We start from the raw sequence: 15,476 nt of genomic DNA, 5'->3' as shown, positions 1-15,476 counted from the left end.
GAACGCCGCGGTGTGTCCACATCCTTTCCAGGCCCGGAATCCGCTCGCAACGGCTGCCGGGGCATGCGGGACGCTGGAACGTTCGCACCTACTCTGACCTGCGCGAACAGCTCTACCCTGGAACGCCGTTCCGGGAGGGAACGAAGGGGAACGGTCGGGGTGGGCACAGAGATCCAGGACTTCGCGGCGCTGCTCGGAGGACTGAAGGAGCGGTCCGGTCTCAGCTACGGGGCGCTCGCGCAGAAGCTGCACATGAGCACTTCGACCGTGCACCGTTACTGCAACGGTGACGCCGTCCCTCATGACTACGCGCCTGTCGAGCGCTTCGCGCGGGTGTGCCGGGCGTCCTCCGAGGAGTTGATGGTCCTCCACCGGAAGTGGATCCTGGCCGACGAGGCGAGGCGCCGGGGCGGACGCAAGCCGGAGCCGGGGGCGGCCGTTGCCGGGTCCGGTGGGGCCGGGGCCGTCTCTCCCGAGCCGGCGGATCACCGTGAGCCCACCGCGTCCCGGCCGCCGGTTCCCGTGCCCGCTTCCCCCGAGGGCGCCGTGCACGGGGCGGAAGCGGAGGCGGAACCGCAGCCCGAAACGGAACCAGTTCCGGAGGGTGGGCCGGTTGCGGAGGACGTGACGCCCGAGGGTGCAGATTCCGGCGCCGCTCCCCCTTCCCGTCGTCGTACCACCAGGAGACTGCGTGTGTTGCTCACCGCGGTGGCGGTCGTGGCCCTCACCGTTCCCGCAGCACTCGTCGTCCACGGCCTCGGGAACGACGAGCCGGCGGACGACGGACGGGCGGAAGCGGTGCTCAGCGAAGCGCCGGTCGTCCCCAGCGGCCGGGTGAGCGCGAGCGGCAGTGTGAAACCGAGCCGGAGCGGCAGCCCGTCGGCCTCGCCCAGCCCGTCCGCTCCGGCGCCGACCGTCGGGAGCGGGGTCTCCGCCACGCCCTCGCCGTCCTCGCGCGTACCGAAGAGCACCGGGGCGCCCGTGCACGCCGGCATCAGCTCGTACAACTGGGAGTCGCCCTGCGGGCAGTACTACCTGTTCGACCAGGAGCCCGACGACCTGCCGCCGGCGCCCCCGCCTCAGGACACCCGTGGCTGGGCGCGGGTCCTCGACGGTGTGGACGGGGGTGACATGAAGCTCGAACTCACCCTCCAGGGGAAGTCCGACGAGGCGGTCGTGTTGAACGGGCTGCACGTGCGGGTGCTGGGGCGCAACGCCCCGCTCGCCTGGGGCGCGTATTCGATGGGGAACGGCTGTGGGGGAGGCATCACGCCGCAGACCTTCGACATCGACCTGGACGACAGCCGGCCGCGTGCGAAGCCCGTCGCGGGCGAGGACGCCGGGGTGGTCGTCCCCGCGAAGGACTTCCCGTACCGGGTGAGTTCCACCGACGTCGAGGTGTTCCACCTCGACGCGCACGTGGAGGGGCACGACGTGACCTGGTACCTGGAGCTCGAGTGGACCAGCGGCGGCAGGAGCGGAATGCTGCGCATCGACGACGGGGGCAAGCCGTTCCGTACGAGCAGCCTCACGGCCCGGCCGACCTACTACTACCGCTCGGACACGGCGCAGTGGGTCCCGGAGGAGGAGTACTGACGTAGGCGAGGACGCGGGCGGCCGCGTTCGCCGGTCGCGGGGCTACGGGGCCGCACCGCACGGGCCGGTGGTGCCCCTCCGCCGCCCGCTCCGGCCCACGCACACAGGGGGAGCACGGAGCCGGGGACGTCGACGCCGGCCCGCCCGGCTGCGGTGGCCTCGTCTCCGGCCTGCTCGTCTCCGGCCTGTTCTCCTCCGCTGCTCCGGACTGTCGCGTGCCGTCACGAATCGGATGCGTGGCCGCACCACATTCAGGTCCGTCGCAATACAGCTGGCGCAAATTGGTTGTCGGTGTGAAGCATTGATGTGCCAGAGGTTCATTTCTCTGCACCATTTCGACGCCCCACCAACTCCGAATCTGCTCAGGTGTCCCTGTTGACTGGGTTGATCGACGCGCACTTACCACGGCGATTCCTCCGGGTGCAGAGTTCGCGTCAAAACGTGAGCCATCGGCGTACTGGGCAGTTGGTCATATTTTCTTGCCCAGTTGGATGGTTAGCATGTGCCGTACTCGGTCGGAAGATCACCGTCCCTTTTTCGGCGACTGCCTTCACGACCTGCGGACGCCGTGTGTCGGCCGTCCCGTTTCTCCTGTTTTTACGGACCGAGGGACCGCGGAATGCCAGTGCCTGCACCGCCCATTCAGCACCGAACGCCGAGGGTGCCCCACATCTCGCCGGCCGTCCCCCTGACCGCGCTGGCGGTGAGTGCTGCGGCCGCCGGCGTGGCAGTCGTCCTGGCACCGTCCGACGCCCGTACCTGGACGCTGACCGTGGCCGCCGTCGCCTGGGTGTGCGTGGCGGTCGCCGTCCTCGCCGGCCGCCGGCTCGTTCAGCGGGCCGGGCGCACGGTCGCCGCGCAGAACGCGGAGAACGGCGGCCTCAAGGCGCAGGCGGCGCGGCTGTCGGCGGAGAGCGCGCACCTGGTCAACGTGACGCTGCCCGCCGTGGCCAAGCGGCTGCAGGACGGCACGAGCGCCGCCGCCGCGCTGGACAGCGCCCTGGCACCGACCGACCCGCAGCTGCGCCGGGTCGCGTACACCTTCGCCACCGCCCTCGAGGAGGGCGCGCAGCACGCGGTCGCCCTGGACGGCGAGCGCCGACAGGTCCAGCACGAGCTGGACCACATGACGGCCGAGCTGGAACGGCTCGTGCGGGAGACGCTGCCCGCCGCCGTCACCCAGCTGCGCGAGGGCCGGTCCGCCGCCACGGTGCTCGCCGGACTCGACCTGCCGCCGCTGCCCCTGATCCGCACCCCGGCCGAGTCGTTCGTCCGCGAACTCGCCCGCAGCGAACGGCGAGCCGCCGCGGCGCAGGCCGCCTCGGCCAAGGCTCTGGGCCGTGTCCAGGCCAAGGCTGTCAGCATGCTCGCCGACCTGCGGGAGATGCAGGAACGTCACGGCGAGGAGGTCTTCGGCGACCTGCTGAAGCTGGACCACAGCACCTCCCAGCTCGGCCTGATGACCGACCGCCTGGCGCTGCTCATGGGCGGCCGGTCCAGCCGTGCCTGGAACAAGCCGATCGTGATGGAGAGCATCCTGCGCGGCGCCGTCGGCCGCATCGCCGCCTACCAGCGGGTGCGACTGCACTGCTCCACCGACGCCGCGATCGCCGGCTTCGCCGCCGAAGGCGTCATGCACCTGCTCGCCGAACTGATGGACAACGCGGCGAACTTCTCCCCGCCCATCGACGTGGTGAACGTCTACGTGGATCAGCGCAGCGCAGGCATCGTCGTCACCATCGAGGACAGCGGTCTGAAGATGGCCGGTGCGGCGATGCGACGCGCCGAGGAGGCCGTGGCCGGCCGGATGACCGACCTCGCGTCGTTGCAGGGCACCCGGCTCGGCCTCACCGTGGTCGGACGACTCGCGGTGAAGCACGGCATCAGCGTCAACTACCGCCCCTCTTCACACGGTGGTACCGGCGTCGTCGTCCTGTTGCCCCCGCAACTGCTCGCGCAGCAGCGGGAACCGGCACCGCGTGAGGCATCCCGCTACGCCGGCGCCGTGGCCACGCCGGGCCCCGGCCTCGCGGCGCTCCCCGCCCCCGTGGCGCCTCCCGCCCCCGTGGCGCCTCCTGCCCCGGCGGCGCCCTTCGCTCCGGCGGCGCCTCCCGCCCCGGTTCCGGCGAGCGGCGACGTCCCGTACCGGGCCGTCGCGGAGCGTCCCGCCGCCCGGCCGGAGCTGCCCGGACAGGGGCGGGACCGGAAACCCGCCCGCTCCACGCCGAACGGACTGCCCGTCCGTCCTCCCGGCCGCACCATGGCCGAGGCGGAGCAGGAGCGCGAACAGCGTCGGCTGGCGTCCGAGGCGGCGGACAGCGGCACGCCGCAGCAACACCAGGAACGGGACGCGGGTTCGCGGTTCGGCGCCTTCCACCGCGGACGCCGGTCCGGAAGCGGCGGCACCGGCCCCGGTGCCCGGCCCGGGTCCGAACCGCCGGCCGCCCCCTAGCCCGACGCGCTTCCCGTGGTGCGTCCGGGGCCCCGGACGCACACTTCCCCGCTCGAGTTCGTGAGATTGGAGGAACGGGCCGGTGACCGGTCAGCCGGGCACCACCGTCCCGTCACCCAGCATGCAGACCACCGACAACACCCTCACCTGGCTCCTGCAGAGCCTGGTGGAGCGCACACCCGGCACCCGGCACGCCCTGGTCCTGTCGAGGGACGGCCTGAAGCTGTGCTGGACCGGGCACCTGACGCTCGACCGGGCCGACCAGCTGGCGGCGATCTGCTCCGGCATCCAGGCCCTCGCCCAGGGCGCGTCCATGGAGTTCGGCGACGGCACCGGCGGTGTCCGGCACTCCATGACCGAGTTCCACGGCGGCCTGCTGTTCATCGTGGGAGCCGGCGAAGGGGCGCACCTCGCGGTCATCGCGGTGGAGGACGCCGACCCCGGCGTGGTGGGACACCAGATGACGGAGCTGGTCGAGCAGATCGGCGAACACCTGCGAGCCGAGCCCCGACACTTCACCCGGGAAAGTCCCGCGTCGTGACGCGTAAACCCGTGGACACCGGCAGCCCGGACCGGCTCTACACGGTCACGGGCGGGCGGAGCCGCGCCGACGGCTTCTTCGACCTGGTCACCCTCGTCGTCAGCGAGTGCCGGCCCACGCCTGGAATGCAGTCGGAGCATGCACGGACGCTGGAGTTGTGCGAGCACCCGACGGCCGTGGTCGAGATCGCCGCGGAACTGAAACTGCCGATCACGGTGGTGAGGATCCTGCTCGGCGATCTGCTCGACATGGGCCGGATCACCGCCCGGCACCCGCCACCCACACGGTCCGCCGCCTCGCTCCCCGATTCCGACCTTCTCAAGGAGGTGCTCCATGGGCTCCGCAATCTCTGAACTGCCCTCCCACCGCACGCCCCTGGCCGACGCGGCGGAGACCGGCCTGAAGATCGTCGTCGTCGGCGGATTCGGCGTAGGCAAGACGACCCTGGTCCGCTCGGTGAGCGAGATCCGGCCGCTGAACACCGAGGAGGTGATGACGCAGGCAGGCGTCGGCGTCGACGAGACCGGTGACGTGGCGACGAAGACGACCACGACGGTGGCGTTCGACTTCGGGCGGATCAGCCTCAACGAACGCATGGTGCTGTACATGTTCGGCGCGCCGGGCCAGGAACGCTTCTGGTTCCTGTGGGACAGGCTCTTCTCCGGCACCCTGGGCGCGGTGGTACTCGTGGACACGCGCCGGATGGACGACTCCTGGTACGCGATCGACCGGCTGGAGCACCACCGGACGCCGTTCGTGGTGGCCGTCAACCGCTTCGACGACGACACCGTCCGGCACTCCCTGGACGAGATCCGGCAGGCGCTCGCACTGCCCGAGCACGTGCCGATGGTCGACTGCGACGCGCGGGTCAGGGAGTCCGGCAAGAACGTGCTGATCACCCTCGTGGACCACCTCTACGAACTGGCCATGGCCCAGGAGGCGACACCGTGACCGACCCCGGTTCCTCTTCCGCGTACCCGGCTCCGCCGGGCTGCCCCGCACACGCCCCGGACGCCTTGCGCCTGGGAGGGCTCGAGTACCAGCAGACCCCGGCGCAGATGTACCGCGCGCTGCGCAGGGAGCACGGCGCGGTCGCGCCGGTGCTGCTCGACGGTGACGTCCCGGCCTGGCTGGTGCTCGGCTATTCCGAGGTCATGTACGTGACCGACCACGACGAGCTGTTCGCCCGGGATTCCCGGCGCTGGCACCAGTGGAAGAACATCCCGCCGGACTGGCCGCTGATGCCGTTCGTCGGGTACCAGCCGTCGGTGCTGTTCACCGAGGGCGACGAGCACCGGCGGCGTGCCGGGGTGATCACTCAGGCGCTGGAGGAGGTCGACCAGTTCGAACTGGCCCGTGACTGCCAGCAGATCGCCGACCTGCTCATCGCCGACTTCGCGGGCAGCGGCACGGCGGAGCTGATGTCGGGCTTCGCGCACGCCCTGCCGATGCGGGCCGTGGTGCAGATGTGCGGGATGCCCATCTCGGGCGAGGACACCGCGCAACTCGTGGACGACCTGCGGATCTCGCTGGACGCGGCGGAGGGCGACGACCCGGTGGCGGCGTACGCGCGCGTGGGCGAGCGCCTGCGGCAGCTGGTGAAGGACAAGCGGGCCAGCCCCGGTCCGGACATCACCTCACACATGCTGCTGCATCCGGCGGGGCTGACGGACGAGGAGGTCGTCCAGGACCTGACCTCGGTGATCGCCGCGGCCCAGCAACCGACGGCGAACTGGATCTGCAACACGCTGCGTCTGCTGCTGACGGACGAGCGGTTCGCCCTGAACGTGTCGGGCGGCCGGCTCAGCGTGGGTGAGGCGCTCAACGAGACGCTGTGGCTGGACACGCCGACGCAGAACTTCATCGGGCGCTGGGCCGTGCGGGACACCCAGCTCGGCGGGCGGCAGATCCGGGCCGGTGACTGCCTGGTGCTGGGGCTGGCCGGGGCCAACACCGACCCGCAGATCTGGCCGGAGTCGTACGTGGGCGCGGAGAACGCCGCGCACCTGTCGTTCAGCAACGGCGAGCACCGCTGCCCCTATCCGGCCCCGTTGCTGGCGGACGTGATGGCGCGGACAGCGGTCGAGACGCTGCTGGAGCGGCTGCCGGACCTGGTGCTGGCGGTGGAGCCGGAGGAGCTGGCCTGGCGTCCGTCGGTCTGGATGCGAGGGCTGACAGCGCTGCCGGTGCGGTTCACGCCGGTGGTGCAGTAGGCCGGCACGTGGGCCCCCGGGTGGGGGTCCACCGTCCCGGCGTGGCGTGGCGTGGGTCAGGCGGTCACGGGGGTGAACCGCACCGGCAGGGACTGCGGCCCGCGGGTGAAGACACCCTCCTCGACGGGGTCGAAGCCGTCGGCGATGCGCATGTCGGGCATGGCGTCGAGCAGATGGTTGACCCCGGTCTCGACCTCGGACTTGGCGAGCAGGGCGCCGACGCAGAAGTGGCGGCCGAGCGCGAAGGCCAGGTGGTCGGCGGCGGCGGAGAAGGCGGTCGTGGTGGTGAGGTCCTCGCGGAAGATGTCGAACCGGTCGGGGTCGCGGTAGCGGTTCTCGTCCCGGTTGGCGGCGCCGATCAGGCAGGTGACGGTGGAACCCGGCGGTATGGTGCCGCTGCTGAGCGTCACCTCGGTCGCGGACTGCCGCATGATCATGTGGACGGGCGGGGTGTAGCGCAGGGTCTCGGCGAAGGCCTGCGGGATCAGGCTGCGGTCGGCACGGACGGCGGCGAGCTGGTCGGGGTGGAGCAGCAGGTTCGTGAAGATGCCGGCGATGGCCTTGTCGGTGGTCTCGCCGCCGGCGGCGAGCAGCAGGCTGCAGAACGCCTTGATGTCCTCGTCGCTCATCCGCACGCCGTCGACCTCGGCGGCGCACAGGGTGGACAGCAGGTCGTCGCCCGGGTTCTCACGGCGTGCACGGATGATCGGCAGCATGTACTCGGCGAACTCGACGCGGGTCCGTTCACCTGCCGAGGCCACCGCGGGGTCGCCCGAAAGGTTGCCGAGGAAGGCGATGACGGCCGTGTACCAGCGGTGGAAGCGGGTGTGGTCGGCCTTGTCGAGGCCCAGCATGTCGGCGATCACGTTGACCGGGAAGCGGGTGGCGTAGTCGGTGACCAGGTCGGCGGAGCCGGTGTGACGGAAGGTGTCGACGAGCTCGCGCGAGTTGCGCTCGATGACCGGCAGGAACTTCTCCCGCAGGTCGCTCCCGCGGAAGGCGGGGGCGACGAGGGCGCGGCGGACGGCGTGGTCACGGCCGCTGAGCTGGAGGATCGTCTTCCCGTGCACGGGCTCGATCTGCCAGTCGTAGTTGTCGGTGGTGAACTCGCTGTTCCTGTCCTTGAAGACGCGTTCGACGTCCTCGTAGCGCGAGACGACGTAACTCCGTGTGGCCTCGTGCCAGATGAGGGGCGCGGTCTCGCGCATCGCACGGTAGGCCGCATAAGGGTCCGCAGCGAACTCGGGCGAAAGAATGTCGGGCACGTGCTGCGCGGTGGACATGGGACTCCCTTGGATCAGCAGCTGATCTACCGGACCAAACTATTGATCAACCGCCGGACAGGACAGCCCCGACGGTGCCCCGGTTGGCCGGAAATCGCTCTCGGCTGACGGGTTTCGCGGCGGTCGGTGCCGGCCCGTCGCAGGCACACGGAGGACGGCCCCGCATCGCACCTCTCCGGTGGGATGCGGGGCCGTCCTCCGTGTGGGGACGGTCGGAGCCGCTCGGGCGTCCTGACGCGGAGAAGCGTCACGCCGCGCCGCGGGGTGCGGGCGGTGAAGGGCGGTGAACTCGACGAGGAACAGCCGGTTCCCGACGACCGCGGCAAGCCGTTCCGCACGAGCGGCCTCACCGCCCGGCGCCGGCGCCGGGCGGTGAGGCGCCCGGCGCCGGCCCCCGGGTTCAGCGGCGCAGGGCGGTCGCCTCCCGCATGTACGACAGTTTCTCGGGGTTGCGCACGGCGTAGAGCCCGGTGATGAGGCCGTCGTCGACGCGCACCGCGACGACGGTGTCCATCTCGCCGTCGAGCCGGATGACCAGCGCCGGGCCGCCGTTGACCTCGGCCGGCCGCAGCGACAGCCCGGTGACCTTTCCCATCCCGCCGATCAGCAGCCTGGCCACCTTGTCGGCGCCGACGACCGGCCTGGGGAGGGCCTGCTTGATCCCGCCGCCGTCGCCCATGAGGACGGCGTCCGGCGCGAGGATGTCGAGCAGGCCCTGCAGATCGCCGGTCTCGACCGCCCGTCCGAACGCGTCGAGCGCTTCGCGGGTCTCGTTCGGGGAGACGGCCCCGCGCGGCCGGCGCGCCGCGACGTGTGCCCGCGCCCGGTGCGCGATCTGGCGGACCGCCGCCTGGCTCTTGCCGACGGCGTCGGCGATCTCCTCGTACTCCAGGTCGAACACCTCGCGCAGCACGAACACGGCCCGCTCGCTCGGAGTGAGCGTCTCCATCACCAGCATCATCGCCATCGAGACGCTGTCCGCCAGTTCCACGTCCTCGGCCACGTCGGGCACGGTGAGCAGCGGCTCGGGCAGCCAGGTGCCGACGTAGGACTCCTTACGGCGGCCGAGCGTGCGCAGCCGGGTCAGCGCCTGGCGCGTGGTGATCCGTACCAGGTACGCACGCCGGTCCCGTACCGTCCCGAGATCGACACCGGCCCACCGCAGCCAGGTCTCCTGCAGGACGTCCTCCGCGTCGGCGGCCGAGCCGAGCATCTCGTAGGCGACGGTGAACAGCAGGTTGCGATGGGCGACGAACGTCTCGGTGGCGGGGTCCGGGCGTCCCTCGCCGACGCGCTGTCCGTCCGCGTCCTCGGTGTGCGTGCGCTCGTTCCTCACCGGCTGCTCCTGCCTGTCCGCTGTCGAAGGTGCCACGCGCACAAGACGCCGGCCACCGCCACTCCGTGACACCCGAGGGCGGTGGCGCACGTCACACGGGCGCCCCGTCACAGGGAGCGGGCGGCCGGCATCTCGTGTTCGTCACGTGCAACAGCGACACCACGAGTGAGGACGACGTCATGGACGCACGGTTCAACCTGTTCGAGAACGAGCTCGCCGGCCGCTTCGCCAAGCGCTTCGCGGGCGTGGGCCACCTGATCCAGCAGTCCCCGCTGCCGAAGTCGACGCAGGAGCTGGTGTCGCTGCGCGCCAGCCAGATCAACGGCTGCGGTCACTGCATCGACATGCACGTCAAGGAGGCGGCGGCCGCCGGTGAGACCGCGGTCCGGCTCCACCTGGTCGCCGCCTGGCGCGAGTCCACCGTGTTCACCGAGGCCGAGCGTGCCGCGCTGGCGCTCGCCGAGGAGGGCACCCGGCTCGCCGACGCCCACGAGGGCGTGTCCGACGAGACCTGGGCACTGGCGCGCAAGCACTACGACGACGACCAGCTCGCCGCGCTGATCTGCCTGGTCGCGGTGATCAACGCCGCCAACCGGCTCGCCGTGATCGTCCACATGCGGGGCGGTTCCTACGAGCCCGGCATGTTCGCCGCCGCGCTGGACTGACCCCGGAACACGGAAGAACCGCCCGTGCGGGGGTGTGTGCCGCACGGGCGGTTCATGCGTGGTGCGGTCCGGAGCCGAGGCGGCTGCCGGAGGCCGGATCAGAGGCGCTCGGGCGTCCTGATGCCGAGCAGCTTCATGCCCTGGTGCAGGGTGCGGGCGGTGAGCTCGACGAGGAACAGCCGGTTCTCGACGACCTCCGCCGGGTTCTCGTCGCTCAGCACCTGGCACTGGTCGTAGAACGTGGTGAGGTGCGAGGCGAGCTGGTAGAGGTAGGCGGCCAGCTTGTGCGGCTCGTACCCCTCGGCCACCTCGTCCAGGACCGCGCCGAACTGGTCCAGGTGCAGGCCCAGCGCGCGCTCGGCCGGGGCCAGCTCCAGCTCCGGGTGCGCGGCGGGCTTCGCGTCGCCCGCCTTGCGCAGGATGGACCGGATCCGGGCGTAGGCGTACTGGAGGTAGACCGAGGTGTCGCCGTTCAGCGACACCATCTGGTCCAGGTCGAACTTGTAGTCCCGCACGGCGGAGGTCGACAGGTCCGCGTACTTCACGGCGCCGACGCCGACGTACCGGCCGTTCTCGATGATCTCGTCCTCGGACAGGCCCACCTTCCCGGCCTTCTCCCGGACCACGGTGGTCGCCCGGTCGACCGCCTCGTCGAGGAGGTCCTCCAGCCGGACGGTGGTGCCCTCACGGGTCTTGAACGGCTTGCCGTCCTTGCCGAGGACCGTGCCGAAGGCCAGCTGGTGCGCCTTGACGTCCTCGTTCAGCCAGCCGGCGCGGCGGGCCGTCTCGAAGACCATCTTGAAGTGCAGGGACTGCCGGGCGTCCACGACGTAGACGAGGGTGTCGGCCTTGAGGTTCTGCACCCGGTCGCGGATCGCGGAGAGGTCGGTGGCCGCGTAGCCGTAGCCGCCGTTGGTCTTCTTGACGATCAGCGGGACCGGGTTGCCGTCCGGGCCCTTCACGTCGTCGAAGAACACGCACAGCGCGCCCTCGGAGCGGACGGCGACGCCCGTCTCCTCCAGGATCCGGCAGGTCTCCTCGAGCATGTCGTTGTAGCCGGACTCGCCGACGATGTCGGGGTCGTCGATCTCCATGTCGAGCTTGTTGAAGACCGAGTAGAAGTAGATCTTCGACTCGTCGACGAAGCGCTGCCAGTGCGCCAGCGTCTCCGGGTCTCCGGCCTGGAGGGCCACCACCCGGTCGCGTGAGCGCGCCTTGAACTCCTCGTCGGAGTCGAACAGGACCCTCGACGCCTTGTAGACGCGGTTCAGCGACGACATCGCCGCCTCGCCGTCGGCCTTGTCGTCTTCGTGCTTCAGCTCGTCCGGGTGCTCGAAGAGGTACTGGATGAGCATGCCGAACTGGGTGCCCCAGTCGCCGATGTGATGGCGCCGGACGACGTTCTCACCGGTGAATTCGAGGATCTGGACCATCGCGTCACCGATGACCGCCGACCGCAGGTGGCCGACGTGCATCTCCTTGGCCACGTTCGGCTGGGCGTAGTCGATCACGGTCGTGCCGGGGGCGGCCTTCGGCGGGACGCCGAGCCGGTCGCCGTCGGCGGCGCGCGCGGCGAGCGTGCGGATGATCGCCCCGTCGGTCAGCGTGACGTTCAGGAAGCCGGGGCCGGACACCTCGATGTCCTTGATCAGGTCACCGGCCGGGAGGGCCGCCGTGACCTTGGAGGCCAGCTCGCGCGGGTTGCCCTTGAGCTTCTTGGCGAGCGCGAGGATCCCGTTGGCCTGGAAGTCGGCCCGGTCGCTTCGGCGCAGCAGCGGGTCCGCGGTGCCGGCTTCCGGCAGTGCTGCCGTCAGGGCGTCCGCCAGCTGCTGCTGGAGCGTGGAAGCGAGGGAGGGGACCGAAGCCATGAGACGGCTGCCGTTTCGGTAGAGGACAAGGGATCACCCCAGTATCCCACGGGGCGTAAAGCCGTTTTCGCGCTGCGGGTGGTACCTGGGAGAATGGGGTTCCCCTGCTGGGGGACGCCCCTACGAGTCCTACACGAGAGAAGGACGTGCCGACCGTGGCTTCGAGTCAGAGCAGCACCGAGACCGACTGGGTCTCCCGCTTCGCGGACGATGTCATCGCCGAATCGGAGCGACGTGCGCCTGGCAAACCGGTCGTCGTCGCCTCCGGCCTCTCCCCGTCGGGCCCGATCCACCTGGGCAACCTCCGCGAGGTCATGACCCCGCACCTGGTCGCCGACGAGATCCGCCGCCGCGGGTACACCGTGCGGCACCTGATCTCCTGGGACGACTACGACCGCTACCGCAAGGTGCCGAACGGAGTCGAGGGTGTCGACGACACCTGGCAGGCGCACATCGGCAAGCCGCTGACGTCCGTGCCCGCCCCGGCCGGGTCGGCGTACCCGAACTGGGCCGAGCACTTCAAGGCCGCGATGACCGGGGCGCTGGACGAGCTCGGCGTCGAGTACGACGGCATCAGCCAGACCGAGCAGTACCTGGCGGGCACCTACCGCGAGCAGGTCCTGCACGCGATGAGGCACCGGGCGGACATCGACGCCGTCCTGGACCGCTACCGCACCAAGAAGGACGGCGCGGCCGGCGCCAAGGGCGGCAAGAAGCCGCAGCAGAAGAAGGTCGACGAGGCCGAGCTGGAGGCCGCCGAGGGCTCCGGCGCGGCGGACGAGGACGACGGCAGCTCCGGCTCCGCCGGCTACTTCCCGTACAAGCCCTACTGCGGCAACTGCGAGAAGGACCTCACGGTCGTCACCTCCTACGACGACGACACGACCGAGCTGAACTACACCTGCTCGGCCTGCGGCTTCGCCGAGACGGTCCGGCTCAACGAGTTCAACCGCGGCAAGCTGGTCTGGAAGGTCGACTGGCCGATGCGCTGGGCCTACGAGGGTGTGATCTTCGAGCCCAGCGGCGTGGACCACTCCTCGCCGGGCTCCTCCTTCGTCGTCGGCGGCCAGATCGTGCGCGAGGTCTTCGACGGCGTCCAGCCGATCGGGCCGATGTACGCGTTCGTCGGGATCTCCGGCATGGCGAAGATGTCCTCCAGCAAGGGCGGCGTGCCGACCCCGGCCGACGCGCTGAAGATCATGGAGGCTCCGCTGCTGCGCTGGCTGTACGCGCGCCGCAGGCCGAACCAGTCCTTCAAGATCGCCTTCGACCAGGAGATCCAGCGTCTGTACGACGAGTGGGACTCGCTGGCCCGCAAGGTGGCCGACGGCACGGTGCTGCCCGCCGACGCCGCCGCCTACGCACGGGCCATCGGTACGGCCGCGGGGGAGCTGCCCAGCACCCCCCGCCCGCTCCCGTACCGCACGCTCGCCTCGGTCGCCGACATCACCGCCGGTGCGGAGGACCAGACGCTGCGCATCCTCAGCGAGCTCGACCCGGAGAACCCGCTGACCTCGCTCGACGAGGCACGGCCCCGGCTCGACCGCGCGGAGAACTGGATCACCACCCAGGTGCCGGCCGAGGCCCGCACCATCGTCCGTGACGAGCCCGACAAGGAACTGCTCGGCTCCCTGGACGAGCAGGGCCGTGAGTCGCTGCGGCTGCTGCTGGAAGGGCTCGACTCGCACTGGTCGCTGGACGGCCTGACCACGCTGGTCTACGGGGTGCCGAAGGTGCTGGAGGGCCTGGCACCCGACGCCAAGCCGACGCCCGAGCTGAAGGTGGCCCAGCGCTCCTTCTTCGCACTGCTGTACCGGCTGCTCGTCGGCCGGGACACCGGTCCGCGCCTGCCCACGCTCCTCCTCGCCGTCGGGGCGGACCGGGTGCGGACGCTGCTCGGCGCGTGACGCCGTAGGCGAGGGAAAGGGGCCGCCGCCCGGGACATCCCGGGCGGCGGCCCCTTTCTGCGGCCTCTCCGCGGCGGGAGGCCGAGCCGGCAGGCCTCAGGCGCTCTGGTCGGCCGTCGACTGCGCCGGCACGTACGCCTGCCTGAAGTCCGGCATCAGGCGCAGGAGCAGCTCCCGCGAGCGGGGGTGGCTGACGTTGCGCGTGTCGGAGAGGTGTATGTCCAGGATCTCCGCGGTCGGGAACTGGCCCTCCTGGTCCGTGTACGCGCTGTACACCTCGAAGGCCATGTCGGCGAACTCGGCGTCCTCCTGGGACCACTCCTCCAGCTGCGGAGCGTCCTCGGGGTCGAGGACCTGGGCCGTCTCGGCGGGCTGGGGCTGAGGGGCAGCCTGGGGCCGGCCCTCGGGGGTCTCTTCGTGGCGCGGGTGCGGCACGGTGCCCACGTCGCCGAGCGGGCGGGTGCGGCCGGGGCCCGAGGGAATCATCACCGGGCCGGGATCGGAGCCCTCGTCGTACCCGGGGTCGTACGCGCCCTCGTACGCCTCGTCCGGCACCTTGGGGGCAGCGAACCACGGGCTCTCGTGCGATCCAGGGGCCTCCTGGAGGTCTTCCTGCCGCGCGAACTCGTCCTGCTGGACGAAGCGTTTCTGCTCGTCGTACCGGTCGTGCCGGTCGTAGCGGTCGTACCCGTCCGGCCGGCTGTGCTGGTCCTGCCGAGGGCTGTGCTGCTGCTCCTGCGGCTGCGGGACGTACGGGAGTTGGGGGTGCTGCTGCTCGGCCTCGACCGCTGCCGGCGCCGGCGCCGGCGGGAGCAGAGCCGGCTCGATGCCCGCGGCGGCGAGGCCTGCCGGGGCGGTCTCGGCGAGCGGGACGCCGTACTTCGCCAGGCGCAGCGGCATCATCGACTCGACGGGTGCCTTGCGGCGCCAGTTGCGGCCGAAGCGGGCCTGGAGGCGGGCCTGGTAGATCAGCCGGTCCTGTTCGAGCTTGATGACCTGCTCGTAACTGCGCAGCTCCCACAGCTTCATCCGGCGCCACAGCTTGAAGGTGGGGACGGGGGAGAGCAGCCAGCGGGTGAGGCGGACGCCCTCCATGTGCTTGTCGGCCGTGATGTCCGCGATCCGGCCCACCGCGTGCCGTGCGGCCTCGACGGCGACGACGAACAGGATGGGGATCACGGCGTGCATGCCCGTGCCGAGCGGGTCGGGCCAGGCGGCGGCGCCGTTGAAGGCGATCGTCGCCGCGGTCAGCAGCCAGGCGGTCTGACGCAGCAGCGGGAAGGGTATCCGCATCCACGTCAGCAGCAGGTCCAGCGCCAGCAGGACGCAGATGCCCGCGTCGATACCGATCGGGAAGACGACCGAGAACTCGCCGAAGCCCTTCTCCTCCGCGAGTTCGCGCACGGCGGCGTAGGAGCCGGCGAACCCGATCGCGGCGATGAGCACGGCGCCGGCGACGACGACCCCGATGAGTACGCGGTGCGTGCGTGTCAGCTGCATTGCGGCCACCCGCGATCCCCTCCCGACTTCGATGAACCGGCCTCACTTCGGCATCCGGCGCGGGCACAGCCTGGCACATGCCAGGCGGGAGTGTTGCGTGGGGATGGGCCGAAGC

12 protein-coding genes are annotated in these 15,476 nt (G+C 71.0%); 8 read left to right on the top strand and 4 right to left on the bottom strand.

Annotation, left to right across the window (positions count from 1 at the left end; genetic code table 11):
- Positions 1-159 precede the first annotated feature (159 nt).
- From OO67_RS18435 to OO67_RS18410, 6 genes are all read left to right on the top strand, one after another.
- Positions 160-1,596: a helix-turn-helix domain-containing protein gene (locus tag OO67_RS18435; RefSeq protein ID WP_033301681.1), complete on the top strand. Its 1,437-nt coding sequence runs from the start codon at positions 160-162 to the stop codon at positions 1,594-1,596.
- Positions 1,597-2,215: 619 nt separating this feature from the next.
- A complete protein-coding gene (locus OO67_RS18430; protein ID WP_051709524.1) occupies positions 2,216-4,048 on the top strand; it encodes a sensor histidine kinase in 1,833 nt (610 codons plus the stop codon).
- Between the two features lie 82 nt (positions 4,049-4,130).
- Positions 4,131-4,589, top strand: coding sequence for a roadblock/LC7 domain-containing protein (locus tag OO67_RS18425; RefSeq protein ID WP_033301678.1), 459 nt, complete (start codon positions 4,131-4,133; stop codon positions 4,587-4,589).
- Complete coding sequence (locus OO67_RS18420; protein WP_033301675.1) at positions 4,586-4,942, top strand: DUF742 domain-containing protein; 357 nt, start codon at positions 4,586-4,588, stop codon at positions 4,940-4,942. The genes OO67_RS18425 and OO67_RS18420 overlap by 4 nt, the downstream gene beginning before the upstream one ends.
- Positions 4,923-5,540, top strand: coding sequence for a GTP-binding protein (locus OO67_RS18415; RefSeq protein WP_033301673.1), 618 nt, complete (start codon positions 4,923-4,925; stop codon positions 5,538-5,540). Before OO67_RS18420 ends, OO67_RS18415 begins: the two co-directional genes overlap by 20 nt.
- Positions 5,537-6,802, top strand: coding sequence for a cytochrome P450 (locus OO67_RS18410; RefSeq protein ID WP_033301671.1), 1,266 nt, complete (start codon positions 5,537-5,539; stop codon positions 6,800-6,802). The genes OO67_RS18415 and OO67_RS18410 overlap by 4 nt, the downstream gene beginning before the upstream one ends.
- A gap of 56 nt (positions 6,803-6,858) precedes the next feature.
- Here OO67_RS18410 and OO67_RS18405 read toward each other — a convergent pair whose 3' ends face one another.
- Positions 6,859-8,085 (bottom strand): cytochrome P450, encoded by a 1,227-nt coding sequence (locus tag OO67_RS18405; RefSeq protein WP_033301669.1) that lies wholly within the window; start codon positions 8,083-8,085, stop codon positions 6,859-6,861.
- 400 nt (positions 8,086-8,485) lie between these two features.
- The gene (locus OO67_RS18400) at positions 8,486-9,421 is read right to left on the bottom strand and encodes an RNA polymerase sigma-70 factor (protein ID WP_033301667.1); all 936 of its coding nucleotides are present in this window, start codon (positions 9,419-9,421) and stop codon (positions 8,486-8,488) included.
- Positions 9,422-9,600: 179 nt separating this feature from the next.
- On the opposite strand from OO67_RS18400, the gene OO67_RS18395 reads away from it, so the two are divergent.
- A complete protein-coding gene (locus OO67_RS18395) occupies positions 9,601-10,086 on the top strand; it encodes a carboxymuconolactone decarboxylase family protein (RefSeq protein ID WP_033301785.1) in 486 nt (161 codons plus the stop codon).
- Positions 10,087-10,184: 98 nt separating this feature from the next.
- On the opposite strand, the gene argS is transcribed toward OO67_RS18395, so the two are convergent.
- The gene (gene argS, locus OO67_RS18390; protein WP_033301665.1) at positions 10,185-11,954 is read right to left on the bottom strand and encodes an arginine--tRNA ligase; all 1,770 of its coding nucleotides are present in this window, start codon (positions 11,952-11,954) and stop codon (positions 10,185-10,187) included.
- Positions 11,955-12,100: 146 nt separating this feature from the next.
- Here argS and lysS point away from each other — a divergent pair, with 146 nt between their 5' ends.
- On the top strand, positions 12,101-13,861 hold the full coding sequence (gene lysS / locus OO67_RS18385) for a lysine--tRNA ligase (protein ID WP_208861045.1): 1,761 nt from the start codon (positions 12,101-12,103) through the stop codon (positions 13,859-13,861).
- A gap of 96 nt (positions 13,862-13,957) precedes the next feature.
- Here the strand turns inward: lysS and OO67_RS18380 are convergent, their stop codons facing one another.
- Entirely contained in the window at positions 13,958-15,370 is a 1,413-nt protein-coding gene (locus OO67_RS18380; RefSeq protein ID WP_033301662.1) for a DUF2637 domain-containing protein, read from the bottom strand.
- Positions 15,371-15,476 lie beyond the last annotated feature (106 nt).

It is taken from the genome of Streptomyces atroolivaceus (assembly GCF_000717025.1).
GTDB lineage: Bacteria > Actinomycetota > Actinomycetes > Streptomycetales > Streptomycetaceae > Streptomyces > Streptomyces atroolivaceus.
The sequence above is the reverse complement of the archived record's forward strand: the minus strand, read 5'-3'. Positions and strand labels throughout refer to the sequence as shown.